At 60.9% G+C, this 22,789-nt stretch carries 25 protein-coding genes; 18 read left to right on the forward strand and 7 right to left on the reverse strand.

What is annotated here, in order from left to right; all coding sequences use genetic code 11:
• The first annotated feature begins 185 nt into the window (after positions 1-185).
• The 16 genes from NKI70_RS02520 to NKI70_RS02595 all read left to right on the forward strand — a co-directional run bounded on the left by NKI70_RS02520 (position 186) and on the right by NKI70_RS02595 (position 13,780).
• Positions 186-3,023, forward strand: coding sequence for a sensor histidine kinase (locus NKI70_RS02520; protein ID WP_352698431.1), 2,838 nt, complete (start codon positions 186-188; stop codon positions 3,021-3,023).
• Positions 3,020-3,661: a response regulator transcription factor gene (locus tag NKI70_RS02525; protein ID WP_352698297.1), complete on the forward strand. Its 642-nt coding sequence runs from the start codon at positions 3,020-3,022 to the stop codon at positions 3,659-3,661. The genes NKI70_RS02520 and NKI70_RS02525 overlap by 4 nt, the downstream gene beginning before the upstream one ends.
• A 2-nt stretch (positions 3,662-3,663) precedes the next feature.
• The gene (locus tag NKI70_RS02530; RefSeq protein ID WP_352698299.1) at positions 3,664-4,053 is read left to right on the forward strand and encodes a response regulator; all 390 of its coding nucleotides are present in this window, start codon (positions 3,664-3,666) and stop codon (positions 4,051-4,053) included.
• The gene (locus tag NKI70_RS02535; protein WP_352678711.1) at positions 4,043-4,726 is read left to right on the forward strand and encodes a response regulator transcription factor; all 684 of its coding nucleotides are present in this window, start codon (positions 4,043-4,045) and stop codon (positions 4,724-4,726) included. Before NKI70_RS02530 ends, NKI70_RS02535 begins: the two co-directional genes overlap by 11 nt.
• A 560-nt stretch (positions 4,727-5,286) precedes the next feature.
• Positions 5,287-6,267, forward strand: a complete 981-nt coding sequence (locus tag NKI70_RS02540) for an alpha/beta fold hydrolase (protein ID WP_502894826.1) — start codon at positions 5,287-5,289, stop codon at positions 6,265-6,267.
• Between the two features lie 50 nt (positions 6,268-6,317).
• A complete protein-coding gene (locus NKI70_RS02545; protein ID WP_023674201.1) occupies positions 6,318-6,680 on the forward strand; it encodes a hypothetical protein in 363 nt (120 codons plus the stop codon).
• Positions 6,681-6,793: 113 nt separating this feature from the next.
• A complete protein-coding gene (locus NKI70_RS02550; protein WP_023674202.1) occupies positions 6,794-7,543 on the forward strand; it encodes a glucose 1-dehydrogenase in 750 nt (249 codons plus the stop codon).
• 437 nt (positions 7,544-7,980) lie between these two features.
• Positions 7,981-8,772, forward strand: coding sequence for an alpha/beta fold hydrolase (locus NKI70_RS02555; RefSeq protein WP_023674204.1), 792 nt, complete (start codon positions 7,981-7,983; stop codon positions 8,770-8,772).
• A gap of 67 nt (positions 8,773-8,839) precedes the next feature.
• The gene (locus NKI70_RS02560; RefSeq protein ID WP_023674205.1) at positions 8,840-9,598 is read left to right on the forward strand and encodes an SDR family oxidoreductase; all 759 of its coding nucleotides are present in this window, start codon (positions 8,840-8,842) and stop codon (positions 9,596-9,598) included.
• Positions 9,599-9,644: 46 nt separating this feature from the next.
• On the forward strand, positions 9,645-10,046 hold the full coding sequence (locus NKI70_RS02565) for a cupin domain-containing protein (RefSeq protein ID WP_352455791.1): 402 nt from the start codon (positions 9,645-9,647) through the stop codon (positions 10,044-10,046).
• A 51-nt stretch (positions 10,047-10,097) separates the two neighbouring features.
• Positions 10,098-10,745: an HD domain-containing protein gene (locus NKI70_RS02570; RefSeq protein WP_352724092.1), complete on the forward strand. Its 648-nt coding sequence runs from the start codon at positions 10,098-10,100 to the stop codon at positions 10,743-10,745.
• 266 nt (positions 10,746-11,011) lie between these two features.
• Positions 11,012-11,533 carry a carboxymuconolactone decarboxylase family protein gene (locus NKI70_RS02575; RefSeq protein ID WP_352592499.1) on the forward strand — a complete coding sequence of 174 codons (522 nt, stop codon included), beginning with the start codon at positions 11,012-11,014 and terminating at the stop codon, positions 11,531-11,533.
• A gap of 137 nt (positions 11,534-11,670) precedes the next feature.
• Entirely contained in the window at positions 11,671-12,108 is a 438-nt protein-coding gene (locus NKI70_RS02580) for a CBS domain-containing protein (protein ID WP_352592502.1), read from the forward strand.
• Between the two features lie 128 nt (positions 12,109-12,236).
• A complete protein-coding gene (locus NKI70_RS02585) occupies positions 12,237-12,971 on the forward strand; it encodes a sensor histidine kinase (RefSeq protein WP_352724094.1) in 735 nt (244 codons plus the stop codon).
• Between the two features lie 48 nt (positions 12,972-13,019).
• Positions 13,020-13,307 carry a GNAT family N-acetyltransferase gene (locus NKI70_RS02590; protein ID WP_352724096.1) on the forward strand — a complete coding sequence of 96 codons (288 nt, stop codon included), beginning with the start codon at positions 13,020-13,022 and terminating at the stop codon, positions 13,305-13,307.
• 41 nt (positions 13,308-13,348) lie between these two features.
• Positions 13,349-13,780 carry a DUF1810 domain-containing protein gene (locus tag NKI70_RS02595; protein WP_352678255.1) on the forward strand — a complete coding sequence of 144 codons (432 nt, stop codon included), beginning with the start codon at positions 13,349-13,351 and terminating at the stop codon, positions 13,778-13,780.
• Between the two features lie 67 nt (positions 13,781-13,847).
• On the opposite strand, the gene NKI70_RS02600 is transcribed toward NKI70_RS02595, so the two are convergent.
• The 5 genes from NKI70_RS02600 to petA form a co-directional block, all read right to left on the reverse strand.
• Positions 13,848-14,216, reverse strand: coding sequence for a pirin-like C-terminal cupin domain-containing protein (locus NKI70_RS02600; protein WP_352678258.1), 369 nt, complete (start codon positions 14,214-14,216; stop codon positions 13,848-13,850).
• Complete coding sequence (locus NKI70_RS02605) at positions 14,152-14,460, reverse strand: pirin family protein (RefSeq protein WP_352678261.1); 309 nt, start codon at positions 14,458-14,460, stop codon at positions 14,152-14,154. The genes NKI70_RS02600 and NKI70_RS02605 overlap by 65 nt, the downstream gene beginning before the upstream one ends.
• Positions 14,461-14,598: 138 nt before the next feature.
• Positions 14,599-16,116: a mechanosensitive ion channel family protein gene (locus tag NKI70_RS02610; RefSeq protein ID WP_352724100.1), complete on the reverse strand. Its 1,518-nt coding sequence runs from the start codon at positions 16,114-16,116 to the stop codon at positions 14,599-14,601.
• 23 nt (positions 16,117-16,139) lie between these two features.
• The gene (locus NKI70_RS02615) at positions 16,140-17,435 is read right to left on the reverse strand and encodes a cytochrome b (protein WP_352724102.1); all 1,296 of its coding nucleotides are present in this window, start codon (positions 17,433-17,435) and stop codon (positions 16,140-16,142) included.
• Between the two features lie 15 nt (positions 17,436-17,450).
• Positions 17,451-17,927 carry a ubiquinol-cytochrome c reductase iron-sulfur subunit gene (gene petA, locus NKI70_RS02620; RefSeq protein WP_352571144.1) on the reverse strand — a complete coding sequence of 159 codons (477 nt, stop codon included), beginning with the start codon at positions 17,925-17,927 and terminating at the stop codon, positions 17,451-17,453.
• A 461-nt stretch (positions 17,928-18,388) separates the two neighbouring features.
• Here petA and NKI70_RS02625 point away from each other — a divergent pair, with 461 nt between their 5' ends.
• Together NKI70_RS02625 and NKI70_RS02630 are read left to right on the forward strand one after the other, a co-directional pair.
• Positions 18,389-18,973 carry a glutathione binding-like protein gene (locus NKI70_RS02625; RefSeq protein ID WP_352571145.1) on the forward strand — a complete coding sequence of 195 codons (585 nt, stop codon included), beginning with the start codon at positions 18,389-18,391 and terminating at the stop codon, positions 18,971-18,973.
• Positions 18,974-19,311: 338 nt separating this feature from the next.
• Entirely contained in the window at positions 19,312-20,367 is a 1,056-nt protein-coding gene (locus NKI70_RS02630) for an alpha/beta fold hydrolase (RefSeq protein ID WP_352571146.1), read from the forward strand.
• 77 nt (positions 20,368-20,444) lie between these two features.
• Here NKI70_RS02630 and guaD read toward each other — a convergent pair whose 3' ends face one another.
• Positions 20,445-21,812, reverse strand: coding sequence for a guanine deaminase (guaD, locus tag NKI70_RS02635; RefSeq protein WP_352724105.1), 1,368 nt, complete (start codon positions 21,810-21,812; stop codon positions 20,445-20,447).
• A 100-nt stretch (positions 21,813-21,912) separates the two neighbouring features.
• On the reverse strand, positions 21,913-22,776 hold the full coding sequence (locus tag NKI70_RS02640) for an aromatic ring-hydroxylating dioxygenase subunit alpha (protein WP_352724107.1): 864 nt from the start codon (positions 22,774-22,776) through the stop codon (positions 21,913-21,915).
• Between the last annotated feature and the right edge of the window lie 13 nt (positions 22,777-22,789).

A 22,789-nucleotide genomic window follows, 5' to 3' on the forward strand; every position in this document is an offset into this window, starting at 1 on the left:
TGTTTGTCCGTCAGGGGCACCCGATGACGATAGCGCCCAACTCACTTGGCGAGACCGATTCCAGCGCAACGCGCGCGTTAACGCATGACTTGGACCGATCCGGACCGGGAAGTGGCCGATCTTTCGCGACGAATGAACCGGGCCTGATTCGCGGCAACATGATCAGTGATCTTGAAAGAGGCAGGTTGTCGCGCGTCTGGTCGCACCGTCCCCAATTCTTACATCTGGGGCTTTTTATTACGGCCTATGTCCTGGGCTGCGGCTTCGCCCAGTCGCTCGCAATCATACCTGGAACAGGGATTTCCATTTGGCCTCCGAGCGGGCTTTTCATCGCTACGCTTGTCTTCGCCTCCAGGTATAGCTGGCCGTGGTGGGTGCTGGGGGCCTGTGTGGCAGAACTGTTCAGCAACTTCTTGTGGTTCCACACTCCGCTGCCCGCGGCCTTCCTGATCTTTGCCGGCAACGCTCTTGAAGCGGTGGCCGGCGCATGGCTTGTGAACCAGACCTGCAAGCGCCCAGTTCGGCTGGAAACGTTGCGGGACGTTCTCGCATTCGTCGCACTGGCCGCTGGAGTTGCGCCAGTTGCAAGCGCGACGGTGGGAAGTGCGGCGCTTTCGTGGTTTGGCATACAATCGCAAACCTTTGCGACGGCTTGGCCGCTGTGGTGGATCGGAGACGCGACGGGAGTCCTGATCGTAGCGCCACTGGCGCTGGTCGTGTTCCAGAACTGGCGCGGCAAGGCGCAGCTCTCGGCGGCGCGGTGGATGGAAGCTTGCGTCCTGGGGCTGATCTTTCTTGGTACCGCCGCCCTTTCCTTGAGCGGCTATCTGCCCTTCGCCTACATCATCATGCCGCCTCTTCTTTGGGCCGCGGTGCGCTTTGAGTTCCGAGGCGCCGCCGTAGCATTGACCGTTCTCGCTCTGATCACGGCGGTATTCACGATATCCGGCGCCAGCCAATTTGCCGGCGATCCCGAGTCCCAGAAGCACAACCAGATCATGCTGCAGCTTTTTCTGGCCATCTCTGCATTTTCGGCGCTCGTCATGGCCGCCATTTCCAGGCAGCATCAGGCGGCGGTGCTCACTTTGCGCCAAAGTGTGGAGACCTTGCGGGAGCGGGAGCGAGAACTCTCGTTGCTGGTCGAAATGATCCCCGCTCACATCGCCCGTATGGCGCCCAACGGCGAACCAACCTTCTTCAGCAAACGCACGACAGACTATATCGGCCTCAACGACATCGCGGACTGGGACAAGCCGGGCACGAGCCGCCTGGCGACCGTGGTCGCGGCAGCCGTCCATCCCGACGATGGACCCAGGATGAGAGAATGGCTCAGCCGCTCGCTCGCCACCGGCGAACCCTATCCCATAAGGTATCGCCTGCGTCGCGCGGACGGCGTGTACCGCTGGAGGGAGGGCCGCGCCGAGCCGCTGCGGAACCAGAGTGGGGCGATCGTGCAATGGTACACGGCCAGCATCGACATCGACGATGAGGTGCGCGCGCAGGAGGCATTGCGCGACCGGGAGCGGGAGCTCTCGCAGCTTGTCGACATGGTTCCGAGCCACGTTTGGCGCCTGACGCCGGACGGCGAGCCGACCTTTTTCAACAAGCGAATGGTCGACTTTCTCGGCCTTGACGTGACGGATTTGGACAAACAGGGCATCGGCCGGCTGGCGGCGATGATAGCGGCCACCGTCCATCTCGACGACGCAGCAGCATTCGGCGATACGCTCAGTCACTGCCTCGCCACCGGCGAGCGCTTCTCCATGAGGTATCGCCTGCGCCGCGCCGATGGCGTCTATCACTGGATGTCGAGCCGGGCAGAGCCGATGCGCGATCACGCTGGGCTGATCGCGCAGTGGTACGGCCTCTGTCACGACATAGACGATCAGATGCAAGCCGAAGAGGCGCTGCGGCGGAGCGAATTGCGGCTTCAGCAGATGATCGACGCTGTGCCGGTCCGCATTTGGAGCGCGGTGCCGACCGGCGGGCCGGTCTACTTCAACAAGCGATACCAGGACCATTTCCGCGCCGTCATCGCCAATTTCGAAACACTCGGAGAGCCGCGCATCGAGGAATTGCTGCAAGAACTGGTTCATCCCGAAGATGCTCCCGAGGTGCTGCGCACGTTGCTGAGCTGTTTCGAAACAGGCGGCGGTTCCGCGATGCGGTTTCGCTGGCGCGAAACAGATGGCTATCGCTGGGCGGAGTGCAGGGTGGAGCCGCGGCGTGATGAAGACGGGGCGGTTGTGCAATGGTACGGGGTTTCCCTCGACATCGACGAAGAGGTGCGCGCCCAGGAAGCGCTGCGACAAGCCTCCGACAAACTCGCGCAAGCCACTCAGGCTGCAAGTCTCGCCGAGCTTTCCGCTTCGATCGCGCACGAGGTGAATCAGCCGCTGGCCGCGATCGTCGCCAATTCCCATGCATGCCACCGTTGGCTGGGCGCCGTCCCGCCGAACGTCGAACGCGCGAAGATTACGGCCGAGCGCATTATACGGGACGCCAATTCGGCGGCGGACGTCGTCGGCCGCATTCGCGCGCTGTTCAAGCAATCCACCGAGACGAGGACCAATGCGACGCTCAGCAGTGTCATCGCAGAGGCACGCGACCTCGTGACCGAGGAAGCGATGCGGCGGGGCGTTCGCATCAGCGTTGATGTCGGAAGCGACATTCCGCTAGTCGCGTTCGATCGCGTCCAAATCCAGCAGGTTCTGGTCAATCTCATCCGCAACGGCATGGAGGCGATGGACTCTGGTGCGGATGACGGAGTTATCAGCATCCGCGTGCGCCATATCGGGGACGTTGTCCAGACCGAAGTCAGAGATCGCGGCCGGGGCGTCGAGTTTCCCGACCGGATATTCGAACCGTTCTTTACCACGAAAGAGCAAGGGATGGGCATGGGACTGGCGATCTGCCGTTCGATCATCGAGTCGCACAGCGGGCGTTTATGGGTCGAGAAGAACGAACCACGTGGAGCGACGTTTATCTTCACGTTGCCGATTGAAGCGAAAGCGGCGTCATGACGACGGACGGCCAAATTGTCTTCATCGTAGATGACGATGAACGCATCCGGGAGGCGCTCAGTGAGCTGCTGGCCGCACATGGCATGCGTGCCGTAGCGTTCGGATCGGCGGGCGATTATATCCGCGCTGACAAGCTGGACGTCTCTGCCTGCCTCATCCTCGATATCGAGTTGCCGGATATTAACGGCCTCGATCTGCAGCGGCAGATTGCCGAGGGCGATCATCCGCCGATCGTTTTCCTGACGGGACATGGCGATATCCCGTCCTCGGTGCGTGCGATCAAGCACGGCGCCGTGGATTTCCTGACTAAGCCCTTCAGCGATGCAGACCTCATGGCCGCAATCCATGCGGCGATTGCCCAGGATCGGGTACAGCGATCGGAGCGCGCCGAGCTGGGCGTGTTGAAGCAACGTTATCTCGAGCTGACGCCGCGCGAACGTGAGGTGCTGCCACTGGTGGTCAGCGGCTTGCTCAACAAGCAGGCCGCCGCTGAACTGGGGATCAGCGAAGTTACGCTGGAAATTCATAGAAGGAACGTCATGCAGAAGATGGTCGCGGCGTCGCTCGCCGACCTAGTGCGCATCGCCGAGCGATTGGGAATACCGATCACGCACTCGCGCAGGGCAGGGGGGAGCTGAGGGTGAGCAAGCGGAGGCCTGTCGTGGCGATTGTCGACGATGACCCAAGACTGCTCGAGTCGCTGGAGGACCTTCTGGAGTCCGCCGGCTATGTGGCCCGCAGCTTCTCGTCGGCGGGGGCGTTGCTGGTCAGCGGCCTGTCTGGATTGGACATGCTTATCACCGACATCGGGATGCCCGGCATGGACGGCTTTGAACTTCGCGACTTGGTCAAGAAGGCGCGTCCGGACCTGCCTGTGTTCCTGATCACCGGCCGCCACGAGATAGTGGATCAGCACCGCGCCAAGGGCATTGGCGGGCTTTTCCGCAAGCCGTTCGATGGCCAGGCACTGCTTGCGGCGATCGGCGACGCTTTACGCAACCCAGAAACGGAGGCTGAACATGAGAGTTGACCAATTGCCCTTACCGAGATCGGCGCCATCATCACAGCAGCGAAGGGCTGAAGCCGAGCAGCCGCTGGTCATTATTGTCGATGATGATGCCTCTGTTCGGGAGGCGCTGTCTGAATTGATCCTGTCGGCGGGTTTCCTGCCGGTGTGCTTTACCTCAACCCGTGAATTGCTTGACGCCGACGTGTTGGAGAGCCCCGGCTGCTTAATCCTCGACGTGCGCATGCCGGGGACGAGCGGTCTCGATCTGCAGCACCATCTTGCGAAAAACGGCAACCCCAAACCCATCATCTTCCTGACCGGGCATGGCGACATCCCGATGACTGTCCAGGCGATGAAGGCCGGCGCCGTGGACTTTCTCACCAAACCGGTGCGGGATCAGACGCTGCTTGACGCTGTGATCGCCGGCATTGCGGTGGATGCCAAGCGGCGGGCGGATGCCGTGATCGTCAAGCGCAATATCGAGCGCGTCGAGACGCTGACGCCGCGCGAGCGCGAGGTCCTGCGTGAAGTGGCGCGCGGACGCCTCAACAAGCAGATCGCCTTCGACCTCGGCATCAGTGAAGTGACGGTCAAGCTTCACCGCGGCAATGTCATGCGCAAGATGGAAGCCGCTTCCATCGGTGAGCTGATCCGGGCGTGGGAAACGCTGCCCGCGCCGATGCGCGAGGTCTAGAATTTGGCACAAGCCGATCCATGCCCCATCCAATAGGATCGCCCGGCGCGCCCGGCCATTTCAGGTGCTTTCTCAGCGCGCCCAGGCCTTCCTGCCTGTTGGTACGCTCGTGCTGCTGCGGGTGATCCTGATGTACATCGGTGGTCCTGTTGGTGTTTCGCGGCAAGGCCCGCGCCAAACATCGGTTACCACTGAGCGGCGCTCTTTGGCGGCGCCAGTCTGACCGACAAACTCGCAACATTTCATGCATCAGCAACTGACGCCGGCGATGCCGCGTCGGTCCCCGCGCCGCTACCCAAGCCTAAATTGACGTGTGTCTATAAGAGCTTGCCTTAGCCCGGCCCTATCTTCGGCGTGCCTGCCCTGCACCTTGGCATCGTATGACAGATGCTTCCGTAGAATAGGTTCGCGGCCCGGATCGATGCATCCTGTTCCTCGCAAGCCATCACGACCGTCGCGTTTCTACCGCTCCTCGCTCGCTCCTCCCCGAACGCGACCGCACAGGCCGACTCGACGGTCGTGATGGTGAGCAGGATGTTCAAAGCACATGGATGGACATGATGAACAAAGACGGACTTTTCTCCGTCGGCGGATCTCGCCGCGATGTCTTGTTGGCAGGCCTGATCTCTACGGTTGCCGCCGGACTGCCCCGCGCTGCTTCGGCAACGAGCCGAAAACAAAACCTTCCCTCTTCCCCCTCAATCAAAGGAACCAAGACGATGAGCACCATCACGACCAAGGATGGCACCGAAATCTACTACAAGGATTGGGGCAAGGGTCCTGTCGTCACGTTCTCGCACGGCTGGCCGCTGAATTCCGACGCCTGGGACGGGCAGATGCTCTTTCTTGCCCATAACGGCTTTCGCGTCGTTGCGCATGACCGGCGCGGCCATGGCCGATCGAGCCAGGCCACGTCCGGCAACGACATGAACGGCTATGCGGACGATCTTGCAGCCGTGATCGAGGCGCTGGATCTCCGGGACGCCACGCTGGTCGGCCATTCCACCGGAGGAGGCGAGGTTGCTCGCTATATCGGACGGCACGGCACGAAGCGGGTGGCCAAGGCTGTTCTTATCGCCGCTGTTCCGCCGATCATGGTGAAAACGCCGGCCAATCCGGAAGGCCTGCCGATCGAGGTATTCGACGGCATAAGGGCTGGCCTCGTCAAGGATCGTTCGCAGTACTACCGGGACCTCGCACCGTTGTTTTATGGCGCGAACAGGCCGGGCGCCAAGGTTTCCCAGGGGACTCTGGATCAGTTCTGGCTCTGGAGCATGCAGGCGGGTCTCGTGAACGCGTACGAAAGCGTCAAGGCGTTCTCCGAGACCGATTTTACCGAGGACCTCAAGAAGTTCGACGTACCAACCCTCGTCCTGCATGGCGAGGACGATCAGATCGTCCCCGTCAAGGACTCGGCAGTCAAGTCGGCCCGATTGATCAAAGGCGCAAAGGATATCTATTACCCCGGCGCGCCCCACGGGATCACGGCCACGCACCAAGATCAGGTCAATGCTGATCTGCTCGCCTTCATCAAAGGATAGCACGCCCTCAGTCACGACCGCATGTTGTCCGCAATTCCTTGGAGCCGCCGATGACCACCTTTGGCAATATTTCGCGCGCCCTGAACCGCATTTCGGGTGGCGCGCCAGGTCAAACCTTGTGCGCTCGCATAGCCGAGCGGTGGCCTGAATGCTGGTTCTGTCGGCTCATGTCCCGGATTGTGGAACCGAACCACTGCGCCATCGAGCTGGAGCGCTGGCAGAGGCGCGAAACATATGCTGCGCCACGGCTGCCGCTCGGGCAACTGCGCCTGTGCAGCGCGGAGGCGATCGCCGGCGTTCGACACTACGTCGCGCTGTCGGGGGTCGCCGCCGCGCGCTTGTTCTGCCTTGAAGGCCAAAGCGCTCTCCAAGACGTCAAACTGGCTAAGCGCCGGGAGTTTATCAATCGGTAGCCGTTTGCGATTGCCGCTCATTTTGGCGGTCTCAATTCGGCGTGAAATTTTCTTGGCCAGCAGTTGCGACTATCGCAGCAGCACCGGCACTATTTTTCGAAGGCAGGAACGAAATGGGCGCACTCTCGGGCAAGATCGCGGTGGTCACCGGCGGAAACAGCGGGATCGGACTATCGGCTGCAAAAATCTTTGCGGCCGAGGGCGCGCAAGTCGTCATTACCGGCCGCCGGCGGCAGGCGGTCGAGGAAGCGGTCGCACAGATCGGGGCAGGCGCGCTGGGCATTCAGGGAAATGTGGCCGACGTGTCGCACCATGACGAGGTAGCGCAACAGATCCGCCAGAGGTTCGGGGCGCTCGACATCTATATGGCGAACGCCGGCATAAACACCATCACGCACTCGGCCGACGTCTCCGAGGCAGAATATGATGCGCAATTTGCCGTCAATACGCGAGGCGTCTTCTTCGGCGTCCAGAAGCTGATTCCGGTCATGCGGAATGGCGGCGCAATCATCCTCACAGGCTCGCTGGCCAGCGAGAAGGTTCTGGACGGTCATGCTGTTTACGCGGGCTCGAAGGCGGCCATAAATGCCTTTGCGCGCGGTTGGGCGATCGAACTGAAGTCTCGCGGCATCCGGGTCAACGTGCTCAGCCCAGGTCCGGTGGATACGGCTATTCTCGATAAGCTAGGCGTACCGTTTGAGCAGCGCGGGCTGTTTGAAAAGGCGATGGCGGAGGCAATACCCCTGGGCCGGATGGGGCAGCCGGAAGAGCTGGCAAAAGCCGCCCTGTTCCTTGCCTCGGACGCGAGCAGTTTCGTCACGGGCATCAATCTGCGGGTCGACGGCGGGATGGCAGTGCTCTGAGCCACGACTGCGATGTCGCGCCAATAGACTGGCGAATAACGCCGGTCCGGCTGTTTGACCCATACCAAGGCATTGGGCGATGCGGGCCGAAGGCCAGGAACTATGTCGTTGACGAGAGGAGGCTTTGTCGGCCGTGTTCGATCCGGCCGGCTCACCAGCGCTCAACGGATCGACCGCGCCAGGCTCTCGCCACGGCGGCAGCGGCGTCTTGCAAACACAACTCTCTGGCCGCGCGCCCTCAGTGTCTGTTCCGGCGACCGCCGCCAATGCACACCCCGCATAGATACCTCAATCATGCTGCAGGGCACCTGATCTCCCTGGTGACCTACCCTGCACCTTGGCATTGTATGACAGACCCTTCCGCACAATAGGTTGGCGGGCCGCGTCGGCGCATTCTCCTGAGCATTGGTCACCACAGGCCACACGGGAGAAAGCAAATGCGAAACATAACTCGAGTCCTGGCCCTCACCGCAGCGCTTGCCGCGTCGGGCGGCGGGATGGCGCAGGCCGCGAATTCTCAGCCCAAGCCGACGATCGTGCTGGTGCACGGCGCCTTCGCGGAATCGTCGAGCTGGGATGCAGTCATCACCAAGCTCAGCAAAGACGGTTATGTAGCGATAGCCGCAGCTAATCCGCTCCGCGGCGTTGCCAGCGATGCGACAGCAGTCTCAGCCATCGTCCGGTCGGTTTCCGGGCCGGTCGTGCTGGTGGGGCATTCCTACGGCGGGCCTGTCATCACCGAGGCCGCCAATGGCAATCCCAATGTGAAGGCATTGGTCTACGTGGCGGGTTTCGCGCCGGATACCGGCGAATCGAGCCTTACGTTGTCCAGCATGTTTCCCGGCAGCACCTTGGGGAGCGCGCTTGCTCCCGTCGCGTTGCCGGACGGCGGACAAGACCTCTTCATCGAGCCGGCCAAGTTCCGCGCCCAGTTCGCCGCCGACGTTCCGCAAGAGCAGACTTTGCTGATGGCTGCCACTCAACGCCCTGTTGCGCAGGCGGCTCTGGCTGAAGCCTCGGGCGTCGCCTCATGGAAGACGCTGCCGTCCTACATGATCTACGGCTCGGATGACCGGAACATCCCGGCAGCCGTCATGAGCTTCATGGCCAAGCGTGCGCATGCGGTAAAGACCGTCGTCATCGAGGGTGCGTCCCATGCGCTCATGGTTTCGCATCCCGACGAGGTCACGTCACTCATCGAGGATGCTGCTGCATCGGTCAGTCAGTAGCAGGCCGGAAACGCCCAGCATCCGATCGAGCAACGAAAAATAGACACGCAACACCAGGAGACCAGACATGAAGATCGTCGTCATCGGCGGAACCGGGCTGATCGGTTCAAAGACCGTGGAGAGACTGCGAAACAAAGGACACGACGTGCTTGCGGCGTCGCCGAATTCGGGCGTCAACACCGTTACGGGAGAGGGTCTGGCGGCCGCGCTTGCCGGTGCGCAGGTCGTCGTCGACCTCGCGAACTCGCCGTCGTTCGAGGAAAAGGCTGCCCTGGAGTTCTTCGAGGCATCCGGGCGTAATCTTTTTGCCGCCGAAACGGCCGCCGGCGTCCGTCATCACGTGGCGCTGTCGGTCGTCGGTACCGACCGGCTGCAGGGCATGGGCTATTTCCGCGGCAAGTTGCTTCAGGAAAAGCTGATCAGGGAGTCCGGAATTCCCTACACCATCGTTCACGCCACTCAATTCTTCGAATTCACCGCCGCCATCGCAAACACGGGCGCCGTCGGGGATACCATTCATATGTCGCCGGCCTACTTCCAACCCATGGCGGCTGATAATGTTGCCGATGCGATGGCGGACGTCGCGCTTGCCGCGCCGTTGAACGGCATGATCGAAATTGCCGGCCCGGAGCGTGTTCGCATGAGCGAACTTGTCGAGCGCTTCCTGAAGGCCACCAACGACCCGCGCAAAGTCGTCCCGGATCCCGGCGCGCTCTACTACGGCCAAGTGGCAATCGACGATCGAACGCTGGTGCCCGGCGAGAACGCGCGCATCGGCGCCGTGCGTTTCGATGATTGGCTCAGCCGATACACACCACCGAAGTAAGTAATCATCGGATAGGCCCGCCATTCGCACAACAAGGAGACCAGACATGATCAAAACACTTCTCTGCGCCGCGCTCACCTCCGCTTCCGTCACCGCAGCAATGGCCAATGACGCCGCCAACGTAAAGCTTGTCTACGACCAGGCTCTTCCAAACGTGCCCGGCAAGAGCATGAAAGCCGTGCTCGTCGAGTACGCGCCTGGGGGTACGTCGCCGGCTCATACCCATCCCAAATCCGCGTTCATCTATGCCACGGTCCTGGAGGGGGCGATCCGAAGCCAGGTCAACGACGGGCCGGTGAAGACTTATCGCGCCGGCGAGAGTTTCTCGGAATTCCCTGGCGACCGTCATGCCGTCAGCGAAAACGCCAGCAAGACGGAAGGCGCTCGTCTGCTTGCTATTTTCGTCGTCGACACCAGCGAGACGGAACTTACGACGAACGCGAAATGAAATCGTAGCCCCCGGGACCATCGGGGCGTACGCGAAGGGACGGTCAGTGACATGAATTCGATCGCCATCCGCACACTTGCGGGGATTTTGGTCCCCGATACTCCGCTTGTTGGCCGAGCGATCGAACATGCCCGCCAGCGATGTGAACCCTACCTGTTCAACCACGTGGTCCGATCCTGGCTTTTCGCGGCCCGGATCGGACAGATTCAGAATATCCAGCACGACGCGGAGGTTGTTGCCGTTGCAACCCTGTTGCATGACGTCACGCTCAATGAGGACTTCGCCGGGCCGCGCCGTTTCGAAGTGGAAGGCGCCGATCTTGCCCGCACCTTCGTTCGGGAGGGCGGCTTCGACGAGCGGCGCGCCCAATTGATCTGGGACAGCGTCGCCCTCAACTCGACGCCGTCAATCGGCCTCTACAAGGAGGCTGAGGTGGCGCTTTGCACAGCCGGCATCTGCCTCGATGTCGTCGGCTTGCAATACAGCCTCGTTTCGTCAGCCGAGATTGCAAAGATCGTTGGCGAATTTCCGCGCCTCGGGATGAAGCGGCGGATGACGCGATGCTTTTGCCATATCGCCGAGATCAGGCCCGAAACCACCTACGACAACTTTGCCCGGGACTTCGGCGAGCGCTTTGTTTCAGGCTACAAGGCGACTTCGGCAGTTGATCTTGTGATGAACGCTCCCTTCGAAGAGTGAACGCAGTTTCGATCCAGGTTCTATCGACACCGGTCGGTTCAGCCTCGCCCTTCAAGTGACCCAAACGCCGTGCGCCCGTCGCATGCCTGCGCCAAAGCGAATTGCCGAGGGCAGCGGTCAGGTGCCAATTTCCACCTCCTATACTTCGGTTTAGGCGCCCCAACCCAATCGAGTGGCAATACATATCATCGGCACGATAGCAACAGTTCGTCTCACCGGTCATCCTTACGCTGCAATGGATTGCAAACACCTCAAGGAGATAAGTAATGAATATTGCAGCGTCACCGGTCGCTCCGAAAGGAAAAGCCGTCGCCCAACGCGCGAGTTATGCCGAGCAGTCGCCGGAACTTCTGAAGAAATTTATTGAATTTCTTGGTGCGACGCGAGAGGGGTCGATCGAAGAACCGATCCGCGACCTTGTTGCAGTCCGAGCCGCGCAGGTGAACGGGTGCACCTTCTGCCTTGATATGCACGTCAAACAGGCGAAGATTCATGGCGAGCGCGAACTGCGCCTTTACCACCTGGCAGCCTGGCGGGATTCGACCTTGTTCGTTCCTCGCGAGCGTGCAGCCCTGGCATGGACGGAAGTCTTGACCAAGCTGCCCGAGCAGGGTGTCCCCGACGAGATCTACGATCGGGTCAGGTCACAGCTTTCCGAGAAGGAAATTTCCGATCTGACCTTCGTTGTCATGGCGGTCAATTCTTGGAACCGTCTGAACATCGGCTTCAAACCCGTCCCGGGCTCGGGGGATGCGAAGTTTGGCCTGAGCAAAGCAGCACTGAGCTAATCTTTGGAACGGGTCAGAATGGCGCTTGTTTGCGCGCCATTCTGACCGGCCAGGCGAAGGCGCCGAGCTCGGCGACCAACACTGGAACCGATCTCAGCCTCCCGGCCGCGGCCGCGAGGCGCTCTCAGGAGGGCGTCATGCGCATTGACAGTCTGCATCCAGTAATATCGGCCCGTCTCATGGTGATTGATGTCGACGCTCCACTCCGCAGTGCAGCACTCTCACTTTCCGGGCCCGCAATAGGCCTGGTCGTGGTGTGCCACGGCAGTGGGGAGGCGGCAGGCGTGCTGAGCAAGTCCGACCTTGTCCGCCATCTGGCGAATTCAGGGCCAACAGAAGCGCCGATTGCGGCATTGATGAGCACGTCCATCGTGTCCTGTGGTCCCGATGACGACCTTCATTCAGTCTGGCAGACCATGGCCGCGCAAGGCCTTCAGAATGTGCCGGTGCTAGGGGCTGACTCGAAACCGCTAGGCGTCCTCGATATCCGTGATGCGATGAAGGCGCTTTTCAAACAAGAGGAACTGCAGGAACGGCTGCTTGCCAACTACATCAGCGGGATCGGCTATCAATAGAGCTTGGTCTATCGTTTGGATATACAGAAGTATGTATCGGAGGCGTCTTAGATATAATTGACAATAAATGCCGTAAATTATAGCGTATTGAAGCAAATGGGTGTCGACTGAGCCAACGGGGTTATGAAATGTTTCGTCCGGACATAAAAGAAGATGTCTTCGACGGCCCGCCCGATGGTCTTGGAAGTAGTATGTCCGTGCAAATGTCGACGGCCGGCATCGTCCATGACCTGGGCAATCTCATTCAGGTCGCGTCGTCGGCGTTGAACCACCTGGCCCGCGATCCGAGCATCCAAGCGGCTCCGGCGCTTGGGCCTGTAATTGCCGGCGCCAAAACGGCTTTGGAACGGGCTGGGGACCTTGTCCGGCAAACCATCAGCCTGGCCCGAGAGAGCCACGCGGAAATCGAATGCACAAACATAGGTGCTTGCCTGGCTGAGATCGAAACCCTCGTGCGGAGCGCCTTGGATGCCAATTTCGGTCTTGAGCTTCGGGTTGGGTCCGACCTGCCTTTGGTGAGATGCGACCGCTTTGGATTGCAAAATGCGGTTCTGAATCTTCTGTTCAACGCGCGCGATGCAATGCCTGACGGCGGTTTCATCTCGATCGATGCCGGCTTGGCCTCTGAAAGCTCTACCGCCGGTCAGGTAGATATCCGTGTCGCGGACAACGGTGTCGGGATGACCAGCGAGACGATGGTCTGCGCCTTCGATCCGTTCTTCACCACCAAAAGCGAAGGCCTCGGCGGCGTCGGTTTGCCGATGGTGAAGCGCTTTGTCGAGCAGTCAGGCGGAAGCATCGCCCTTCAGAGCACGCTCGGGGCAGGCACGACCGTCACCCTGCGATTGCCGGCGATGCGATAGCGGCCGACCAATCTCCCTCCGGTGACAGACGTGACATACAATCGAGAGATGGAGATGGATGCACAAGTCGTTGAAAACGTCCAACAGCGCCGTTTCGAGCTGCCGATCGCCGGCGATATGTTTGCGGCGGCCTATTATCGGCTCGAGGGCGGGATGGTCGCGCTGATACACACCGAAGTCCCGTCGGAATTTTCCGGACAAGGGATCGCGTCGCGATTGGCCCAAGGGACCTTCGAACTGCTCCGCAAAACCGGCCGTAAAGCGATCTTGAAATGTCCCTTCATGAGCCGCTTTTTCGCCAAGCACCCGGACTATGCTGATGTCGTCGACGGCTAGTCAGGGCACCAATGTTGAGGGTTTCCCAAGGATATATCCAAATGCCTGACGAGTATGATTTGCAGAGGTTCGTCAGCGCACAGGATCCGGTCTACGACGACGCGCTGGCCATTCTACGTCGAGGGATGATGTGCACTCCCTATATGGAGTTCATCTTCCCAAGGTTGGCCACCAGGCGAAGCGGTACTGCGCCTGAGCCATATGCAATCACATCGCTCGACGAAGCCAGCGCCTATCTCTCATTTCCGATCCTTGGAGGCCGTTATCGGGAATGCGTTGGCACCCTGCAGCGGCTCTCCGGCCTGAGCGCTCGCGCTGTCTTCGGTGAGGTTGATGCGAAGAAGTTGCACGCGTCCCTCACGCTGTTTTCCGAAGCAAGCAACGACGAGTTCCTGCTCGAGACAATCTTCGACGTCTGGTTCGACGGTTTGCTCGATGAGGAAACGATGAACGATCTCTACTTGATGTCGTAGTGGTCTGCCTGCGCCACCCGGCGTAAAGCTGTCGCGGCGCTGAGGTCACCATCCGCTGCCTTATCCCTCACACGCTGCCATCTGGCAGAGGCATGAGCTCGTGCTCTCCCGGCACGCCGGGGAAGCGGCGTTCGCGCCAATCCGCCTTTGCCTGCTCGATCCGTTCGGCTGAAGAGGAGACGAAGTTCCAAAAGATATGACGTGGCTCGGCCAGGGGCTCACCTCCTATCAGCATCAGTCTCGCCGCATGGAAGGCAGGCGCCTGGAGCACAATCTCAGCGCCGGGCGCCAGAGCTACTAATTCGGCCTCATGAAACGTACCGAGCTGGCCGACAATTCCAACCTCACCGGCGAGGATGTAGATCGCACGCTCACGGTGTTCGGGTTTCACCTGGTAGCGCGCACCGCTCGTGAGCACAATTTCGGCATAGACCATGTCGGAGAACGTCCGGTGGCGTGCGCTCGGAATGGACGATGCCCGACCCGGCCGTCATCCAGTTGGCCTCGCCAGGACGGATGGTCTGCACTTTACCCAAATTGTCGCGATGGACGATCTCGCCATCGATCAGGTAGGTCACGGCCGCAACGCCGATATGCGGATGCGGTCCCATATCGAAACCGTGACCTGCGTCGAACATAGCGGGGCCGAAATGGTCGAACAGGATGAAGGGCCCGATCATCAGGCGATTCGAGGACGGCAATACGCGCCTTATCTTCAGTCCGTCCGCAAAATCACGGAGCCGGCTGGATGGGTGTATCGATGCCTGTGATATCGCTTTGGCGGATGGTCATGGATCTCTGTCCTTCTGCATGCCTTATCAGCCAGGTGTTCGAACGCGCTTGAACGGAGCGGCGCGAAAGACTGTCTGAATGGCTTTGAGGAGCGCGAATTTGGAGCCCGCGTGGTGCTGTCCGGCGATGCCGCTTTCATTAAGAGCCGACACCCTCATCGACAGGATCGCGGCAAGATCTTCGGCCATTTCGGGCCTGTCGTGCAGCAGCGGCGCAAAGTTTTCCTGGTCTATCTCGTAAACCGTGATGGGGGTCATTGCCCGCAAACTTGACATCTCGCCAATGCCGGCGAGCAAGCCGGTCTCGCCGAAGAAATCGCCAGGTGCAAGCCGGCCGATCTCCTGCAGTTGATCATCGCCCTCGCCAATTTGCCGGACGATGACTCCCGTCCGTACGATCATAAGCGACGGCAGCATCTCTCCCTGTCGTGCGATGATTTCGCCCTTATGGTAGGTGCGAACCGAGGCCGCTTTGGCGAGCGACTCCTGCTCGGTATCCGTTAGCGCCGAGAATACCGGTATGGAATTGATGAGTTCGATCGGGGTGAAGCCATGGGAGGCCGCCATCTCGTGGCCCGGCCGGTTGGTCATGGCAATCGAGCCCGAAAATGGCTCCGCCAGCAGCATGCCGGTCGACTTTGAATGGCGATAAATGAGATCGAAGATTTCGTTCCGAGCGGCACTTCGCTGGTCGATACTTGCGACGCGAAAAAACAACTCGATCTCGATAGCTGCGGCATCCAGGCTTCTGATGGTGACCGAAGGCGAAGGCTCCTGGAGGATTGAATTGCAGCTCAGCAAGACAGTGCGCATGAGCTCTACGATGATCGCCGGCGTCTTCGTTGGCGCCACCTTGACGGTTACGGCAAGTCCATGGCTCTCGTCCGGACCGCTTAGATTTGTTACCCCGATCTTGGCGAGAAGGCTGTTTGGCAGCGCCACGACATTGTGTGTCGGGGTCAGAAGTTGGGTCGACCGCCAATTGGTCTCGACAACGCGGCCTTCGGTTCCGTCGCCCAGAATGATCCAGTTTCCAAGCACGTAAGGGCGGCCGAGGTTAAGCGCGATCGCCGAAAATACGTCACCAAGCGTATTCTGGAGCGCCAGTCCCAGGATGACGGCAAAGACGCCCGACGTGGCAATGAGCGTTCCGACCGGCACTGCAAAGACAAACGCCAGGATCGACAGGAACATTCCAGCGTAGACGACACCGACCACGACGTCCTGCAGGAGACGTGCCTCGCGCGGCTTTCGCTCGAAGACGAGATAGATACGGACAAATCCGATTAGCGCCCAGGCAAGGTGAACCCACCAGAGCAGCTTGACCGAGCCGATGAGGATCGCTCCTCCGGTTGTCTCGTTGTCCCCTGCGGTCTCGTATGGCACGACGCGCAGGTCGAGAACCATGGCCGACATCGCGAGGAAAAAGCCGAGTTGGACGACCAGCTTCGCATTGGCGAAGCGTCTGGGGATGAGGGACCAAACGACGATCCCGGCGAGGCCGAGCAACACGATGTAGACCAGAGGAGAGTTCCACCAGCTCATGAACGATCACCGCGATGCCAAGTTCAATGTTTGGTCTCCGGCCCGGCGATCGGGCCTCTGCCGCTGGCCTTGTCTTTTTCGAGAACTGCTTCGGTGATCGAATTCGGCAGCCGTCGCGGCTTTTCGATCAGCCCGAGCACCGGCATGGCGATGATGAAGAACGCAAAATAGTAAAGCGTCGCCAGTTGGGACATGACGATATATGCGCCTTCCGCCGGCCGGGAGCCGAGCCAACCGAGAAAGAGAGCATTGGCAACGAACAGCCAGAAGAGCACCCTGTACCAGGGCCGATAGACCGCCGAGCGTACCCTCGAGGTGTCGAGCCACGGCACCAGGAACAGCACCGCGATCGAGCCGAACATCGCGAGCACGCCGCCGAGCTTGGAATCGATGGGCCCGATATTGAAGGTGATGGCCCGCAGGATCGCGTAAAACGGCAGGAAGTACCATTCCGGGACGATGTGGGCCGGCGTCTTCAGCGGATTGGCGATGCTGCTATTGTCGGAATGGCCGAGGTAGTTCGGCAGGTAGAAAACGAAATAAGCGAAGAAGAACAGGAACACGAGGATGCCGAAGGCATCTTTGACGGTGGCATAGGGCGTGAAGTCCACGACATCGGTTTTCGATTTGACCTCGATGCCGGTCGGATTGTTCTGGCCGACGACGTGAAGCGCCCATATGTGCAAGGTCACCACGCCCGCAAGCACAAATGGCAGCAGGTAATGCAGCGCAAAGAAGCGGTTCAGCGTCGGATTGTCGACCGCGAAGCCGCCGAGCAAAAGCTGCTGGAGCCAGTCGCCGACCAGCGGGATGGCGGTGAAGAAGCCGGTGATGACGGTGGCGCCCCAGAACGACATCTGGCCCCAAGGCAGCACGTAACCCATGAAGGCCGTCGCCATCATCAGCAGGAGGTTGGTGCAACCGAGCACCCACAGCAGCTCACGCGGCGCCTTGTACGAACCATAGTAGAGCCCGCGGCAGATGTGGAGGTAGACGGCAATGAAGAAGAACGACGCGCCGTTGGAATGGAGATAGCGCAGCAGCCAGCCCGAATTCACGTCGCGCATGATCTGCTCGACCGAGTTGAAGGCCAGCCCCGTATCAGGAGCGTAATGCATCGCCAGCACGATGCCGGTCAGGATCTGTGAAACCAGCATGATCGTGAGAATGCCGCCGAACGTATAGGCATAGTTCAGGTTGCGCGGCACCGGATAGACAATGAAGCTGTCGTGCACCAGCCGCGGCAGCGGCAGGCGGGCATCGAACCAACGTTCGATTCTGGTTTTGGGCGTATAGGTCGAGTGTTTGTCGCCGCTCATCGAAATGCGCTCGCCTCAGCCGATACGGATCTTGGTGTCGGAAACGAATTGGAACACCGGTACCGCCATGTTCTCGGGTGCCGGCCCCTTCCGGATGCGGCCCGCGGTGTCGTATTGCGAACCATGGCAGGGGCAGAACCAGCCGTCGAAATCGCCTTCCTGACCATGCGGGATGCAGCCGAGATGGGTGCAGACCTGGACCATCACCACCCAGGCTTCCTTGCCCGGCATAGTTCGATTGGCGTCGGTTGCCGGCGCATCGGCCGGCAGGTTGGCGTTGCGGGCAATTGGATCCTTGAGCTCGGCGAGACTGACTGCCTGGCCGTCCTTCCTCTCTTTTTCGGTGCGGTTGCGCACGACCACCGGCTTGCCGTGCCAGTCGACGATCAGCGACGTTCCCGGCGTCAGCGAGGAGACGTCGACCTCGATCGCGGCGGGCGCTTCGACGCGCAATGTGTGCTCGGCTGTGGGGGTTTCGGAAAGGTCGGCCATGATGGCGACTCCTATTGTCGGAAGCTGCGTCATCGCGTTGGTGGCAATCGAGCAAAAGCAGGCCACGGCTTTCGCCTTTCCAGTCTGCTCACGTCGCGTGAAATATGCCGGCCGTGGCCGGGTGTGAGCCATCGTGCCAACGGCACGTGCGTCCAATACTTTCGTTTAGGATTTCCTGAGCGAAGGACTGGCTGGCCTGGCGATGCCATCATGGAAGGTTCTGGATTCCTCCAGATAACCGTTGGCCACTGAGCTGGCATACGTCCCGGCATTGTGCACGGCGATCCCGAACTTCAGCCCGACCATACCTCGGCATAGGCACGCCTGGCTGTCGGTGTCGTAGTCGTCGTCTCCGCGAAGTGCGAGTTTCTGGAGCGGTTGTCTCGCGTGGCGCGGGGCAGGTTTTCCGCTCGGCGACGACCAATTGCGGGATTCAATCGGGTTCAGAAAAGGGAAAAGCGGTGAAACTCTACTACAGCCCTCTCGCCTGCAGCCTGGCGGACCACATCGCTCTGGAAGAGGCCGGTGTTTCCTTCGAGCGCGAAAGTGTGAACCTCAAGACCAAACGGACAGGCTCCGGGGATGATTTCACTACCGTCACGCGCAAGGGCTACGTTCCAGCCCTCGTGCTGGATAGCGGCGAAACGCTGACGGAAAATATCGCCGTCCTCGACTGGATTGCGTCGCAATACCCGCCACTGGGAGTGGCGGGGCCGTTGGGCCGTACCCGCCTTCTCGAAGCGCTGACCTACGTCTCAACTGAAATACACCGAAGCTTCAAGCCGATGTGGCACCAAAGCAGCGATGCCGAAAAGGCCAGGGCGAGCGCGACGATTACGAGCCAACTCGAGTTCTTCGCTGACGGGCTCGAGACCGACTATCTGTTCGGCGACAAACCCAGCGTCGCGGATTTTTATCTTTTCGTGATGCTGCTTTGGGCGGCGCGCTTCCACGTCCCTGTTCCCGCGCCCTTGCAAGCCCTTCGCGCCCGAATGGCTGCCCGGCCGGCCGTGCGCATCGCAATGGATCGCGAGGGCCTCGTCTGAAGCCGAGGGCGACTTCGAGCATAAGATCAGATGCAACATATCCTCTCGCCCAAACAGAAGATCAGGAGTCATTCTCATGCTGCCGTTCCTGCGGATGCTACATCCAGCCGCTTCCAAGCGCGGGGATGGCCTACGTCTCGAATTTCTGAGGAGGGAAATCGAGGAAACGCTGGACCTTACCGACATTCAGTCAGAGCTCGCCGCACTGCCCCCTGGCCGAGTGGTTGCAATACTGGATTCGCCGCAGTCACCGTCGAAATAAGCGCAATGTTTCCTGTCGGCCGATGCGGCGGCCGGTCTAGTTGTTCCCGCTTGTTGGTCATCATAGAGGCTTCATCATGAATGCGAGTAAGGCTCCCGAGACGGTCGATTATCGCCGCCGGCGCATTGTCGGTGCGACAGCAATGACGTTCGCCGCCACCGAACTCGGCTTGAGCGCGCCGGCAGCCACTTGGATGGTCGAGGCGAGGGCGTCCGCGACGCAAGCCAGGCCGGAATCATTCGGCTCGCTCAGACAGGTCAATGCCGAAAAACTGAGCGTCGGATATGCGGAGCTGGGGCCTGCCGAAGGTGCTTCAGTGATCCTGCTTCATGGCTGGCCCTATGACATTCACACCTACACCGACGTCGCTCCTCTGCTTGCCGCAAAGGGGTACCGCGTGATTGTGCCCTACCTGCGCGGCTACGGCACTACGCGATTCCTGTCGGACGAGACGATGCGCAATGGCCAGCAGTCGGCGCTCGCCGCGGATACGATCGCCCTGATGGATGCGCTGGGGATCGAAAAGGCCACGATCGCCGGCTGCGACTGGGGCGCCCGAACGGCCAATGTCGTTGCCGCGCTCTGGCCTGAGCGTTGCAAGGCGATCGTCTCGGTGAGCGGCTATCTCATCGGAAATCAGCAGGTCGGCATGGTGCCGCTGGCCCCGGAGGCGGAGCTTCAATGGTGGTATCAGTATTACTTCGCCACGGATCGCGGCCGCGCCGGCTACGAGAAATACACGCGCGATTTCGCCAAACTCATCTGGCAACTCGCTTCGCCGCAGTGGAATTTCGACGATGACATCTTCCAGCGCAGCGCCGCAGCACTGGACAACCCGGATCACGTCAGCATCGTCATTCACAATTACCGCTGGAGGCTCGGCCTGGCACAGGGCGAGCCGGAATATGACGTTCTGGAAAACCGGCTGGCCGAAGCTCCCGTGATCACAGTGCCGACCATTACCCTTGAGGGTGATGCCAATGGCGCACCCCATCCCGACAGCAGTTCCTACGCCAAGAAATTCTCGGGCAGATACACGCACCGGATCATCACCGGCGGTATCGGCCACAACTTGCCTCAAGAAGCCCCGCAAGCCTTTGCCCAGGCTGTCATCGACGTCGGCGAATACTGATCAAAATCCATGACGTGCCCCGACCGTAAGGAATAACACGGGAAGATTCCTGGTTCTCGGCACAGCCTCCCGTCCGCTTAGGCGAGAACAGCTCTCCCGCCGACCCAGACCGACGCGATGTTGGCCCTGGAAGCGGAGTAGACGATCTTCTGAAGGATGCCGTCGCCGTCGTCGAGTTCGTCCCACAGGTGAATTGTGCCTCTGGGCGCGGCGGTGTCGACCAGGATCGCATCGAAATGGTAGCCAGGCGAGAATCGCCCCACAGGCAAGCCGAGTGCCGCGCCACCGCCTGCCGTCGCCAGGTGGAAGGACTCGCGAAAGTCGACGCGTGCTGTTCCGGCCGTGCCGCGCGTCTCGGCCGCTAGCGCCGGGTCGGTGCCGGTTTCCAGCATGCGCGACGACATGACCGTCGCGCGCATCGCATCGAACATCGAGGCGCTCGGTCCCCCGGAAATGTCGGTGCCGAGCCCGACCTTGACACCCTTCTCGAGGGCCGCCCTCAACGGGAACACGGCGCCTGCGAAGTAGGCGTTGGAGACGGCGCAGTGCGCCACGGCCGCCTTGCGCACGCGGATCGTCTCCATGTCGGCAAGCGTAATGAAATTGGCGTGCGCGAGCACGCTGCCGGCGCGCAGCAGGCCAAAGCGATCAAGGCTCGACGTGTCGCTGATCCCGTGGCGCTGCAGCACGTAGCCATGCGCCCAGTCGCTCTCCGAGCAATGCGTCTGCACATGGCAGCCGTATTCCTGCGCAAGCGTGCCGAGCCCTTCGAGGGCGGCGTCGGTACAGGAGGGGATGAAGCGCGGCGTAATGACCGGCTTTACCCGTCCCGTGGCATTGTCCGGATGCCCATGCACGTAGCCGATCAGAGCGCGCGTGCCATCGATGGTCGCGTCCGCCGAGGTATCGCGATAATAGGCCGGGCACTCGTCGGGATTGTCCATCGCCACTTTGCCGACCAGCGCACGTTGCCCGCGTTCGAGGCAAATGTCGACGAGCAGCCTTGTCGCGTCCTGGTGGATAGTTGCGAAGTAGAGCGCTGTGGTCGTGCCGTTAGCGATCAGGTCGTCGACCAGCAGGCCGTAGCTGCGCCGCGCGAAGGCGAGATCGGCGTAGCGCGCCTCCAGGGGAAACGTGTGTTTGTGGAGCCAGGCCTCGAGCGGCACGTCCAGCGCCCGGCCGAGCTGCGGATATTGCGGCGCGTGCACGTGAAGATCGACGAAGCCGGGCAGCAGATAACTCTGCGCCGGCAAGGTCGCCAGCGAACCGGTCCGGCGCGCGGCCTCCAGCGCCTCGTCATAGCCAGCACCATGCGGATGCAGCACCGAGGCGATGATGCCTGATTGATCGATTGCGATCAGGGCATGGCGCAACTCTTCCACGAGCCCGCGCTCCGGAGCGTGAAAGCCGCTGGCCAGAAGCGTCTTGCCGCTCAGGTCGCTCACCTGTCCTCCGCCGAAGAACAGCTACGCACTGCCGTCGCGAAGCGCCAGAGCGCGATTGCCCGTCCGTCGATGCCGATGACAATATCGGAAGGGCAGCCGCTCATGCGGCTTGCGCCGTCGTGCCGTAGGTGATGCCCTTCTCCTTCAGCCAGCGGCGATAGGCGATCGACGAGCCGTCGGCCCGCGTCGGGATTTCCGCGCGCGGCTCGAGCGGCAAAAGAAGTGGCCGCTGGTTCTCCAGGATGATGCGGTCCTGCAGGAAGATGAGCTGCTGGAACTGCACCAGTTCGGTCGTGGTCGATACGTCGTCGATCAGGAACATGACGGGGTGCGCGCGGCAGCGGTCCGGATCGAGGGGCTGCACGAACAGACAGATCACGTCCCACCGGGTAGCCGAGTTGGGGCAGGTCTTGTAGAGCATCACCGCGAAAGGATTGGCGACCCGGTACATGTATTGGGTCATGATGCCATCGGTCGCCGAGAGTGCCGCCTGCGGCTGGAAGAATTCGCAGTTGGTCGCCCACACCTCATCCACGTCGCGGCGGATTTCGGTTGTGTAATGCCGCACTTCCGTGTGCGGCTCGGCGCCCAATATGTCGGTATGGACGAAGGGGAAATGCGCCATGTCGAGGAAATTCTCGACGATGCGCAGGCCGGACGCCTTTACCGCGATCGCTCCGCAAACGACAGGCCGGCGGTCGTCCTCATAGGCCTCCGGGATCGACAGCACATCGCCGGCCGGCATGCCGAGCGTGATCCATAGATAGCCGTAGCGTTCCCTGGCCGGGACTTGGCTGCCGTCGCCGGCACGCGACACATTGACCGGGCCTGCCGTATCGCGGGCTACCAACAGATCGATGCCCAGAAGCCGGTTCGGCATCGTGCCGACCGGAATCTCGTTCAGCGCGTCAATGCAATACCATTGGTCGAGGGCCGCCTGCTCCGCAGCTCGCTTAATGGTCATTGTTGCGTCCTTC

The sequence above is a fragment of the Mesorhizobium sp. M0500 genome, assembly GCF_040321165.1.
GTDB lineage: Bacteria > Pseudomonadota > Alphaproteobacteria > Rhizobiales > Rhizobiaceae > Mesorhizobium.

Coding starts and splice junctions, on each gene's coding strand:
- NKI70_RS02525 (WP_352698297.1), top strand. CDS start 3,020: ATGACGACGGACGGCCAAATTGTCTTCATCGTAGATGACGATGAACGC.
- NKI70_RS02535 (WP_352678711.1), top strand. CDS start 4,043: ATGAGAGTTGACCAATTGCCCTTACCGAGATCGGCGCCATCATCACAG.
- NKI70_RS02540 (WP_502894826.1), top strand. CDS start 5,287: ATGAACAAAGACGGACTTTTCTCCGTCGGCGGATCTCGCCGCGATGTC.
- NKI70_RS02545 (WP_023674201.1), top strand. CDS start 6,318: ATGACCACCTTTGGCAATATTTCGCGCGCCCTGAACCGCATTTCGGGT.
- NKI70_RS02550 (WP_023674202.1), top strand. CDS start 6,794: ATGGGCGCACTCTCGGGCAAGATCGCGGTGGTCACCGGCGGAAACAGC.
- NKI70_RS02555 (WP_023674204.1), top strand. CDS start 7,981: ATGCGAAACATAACTCGAGTCCTGGCCCTCACCGCAGCGCTTGCCGCG.
- NKI70_RS02560 (WP_023674205.1), top strand. CDS start 8,840: ATGAAGATCGTCGTCATCGGCGGAACCGGGCTGATCGGTTCAAAGACC.
- NKI70_RS02565 (WP_352455791.1), top strand. CDS start 9,645: ATGATCAAAACACTTCTCTGCGCCGCGCTCACCTCCGCTTCCGTCACC.
- NKI70_RS02570 (WP_352724092.1), top strand. CDS start 10,098: ATGAATTCGATCGCCATCCGCACACTTGCGGGGATTTTGGTCCCCGAT.
- NKI70_RS02575 (WP_352592499.1), top strand. CDS start 11,012: ATGAATATTGCAGCGTCACCGGTCGCTCCGAAAGGAAAAGCCGTCGCC.
- NKI70_RS02580 (WP_352592502.1), top strand. CDS start 11,671: ATGCGCATTGACAGTCTGCATCCAGTAATATCGGCCCGTCTCATGGTG.
- NKI70_RS02585 (WP_352724094.1), top strand. CDS start 12,237: ATGTTTCGTCCGGACATAAAAGAAGATGTCTTCGACGGCCCGCCCGAT.
- NKI70_RS02590 (WP_352724096.1), top strand. CDS start 13,020: ATGGAGATGGATGCACAAGTCGTTGAAAACGTCCAACAGCGCCGTTTC.
- NKI70_RS02595 (WP_352678255.1), top strand. CDS start 13,349: ATGCCTGACGAGTATGATTTGCAGAGGTTCGTCAGCGCACAGGATCCG.
- NKI70_RS02600 (WP_352678258.1), bottom strand. CDS start 14,216: ATGGTCTATGCCGAAATTGTGCTCACGAGCGGTGCGCGCTACCAGGTG.
- NKI70_RS02605 (WP_352678261.1), bottom strand. CDS start 14,460: ATGATCGGGCCCTTCATCCTGTTCGACCATTTCGGCCCCGCTATGTTC.
- NKI70_RS02610 (WP_352724100.1), bottom strand. CDS start 16,116: ATGAGCTGGTGGAACTCTCCTCTGGTCTACATCGTGTTGCTCGGCCTC.
- NKI70_RS02615 (WP_352724102.1), bottom strand. CDS start 17,435: ATGAGCGGCGACAAACACTCGACCTATACGCCCAAAACCAGAATCGAA.
- petA (WP_352571144.1), bottom strand. CDS start 17,927: ATGGCCGACCTTTCCGAAACCCCCACAGCCGAGCACACATTGCGCGTC.
- NKI70_RS02630 (WP_352571146.1), top strand. CDS start 19,312: ATGAATGCGAGTAAGGCTCCCGAGACGGTCGATTATCGCCGCCGGCGC.
- NKI70_RS02640 (WP_352724107.1), bottom strand. CDS start 22,776: ATGACCATTAAGCGAGCTGCGGAGCAGGCGGCCCTCGACCAATGGTAT.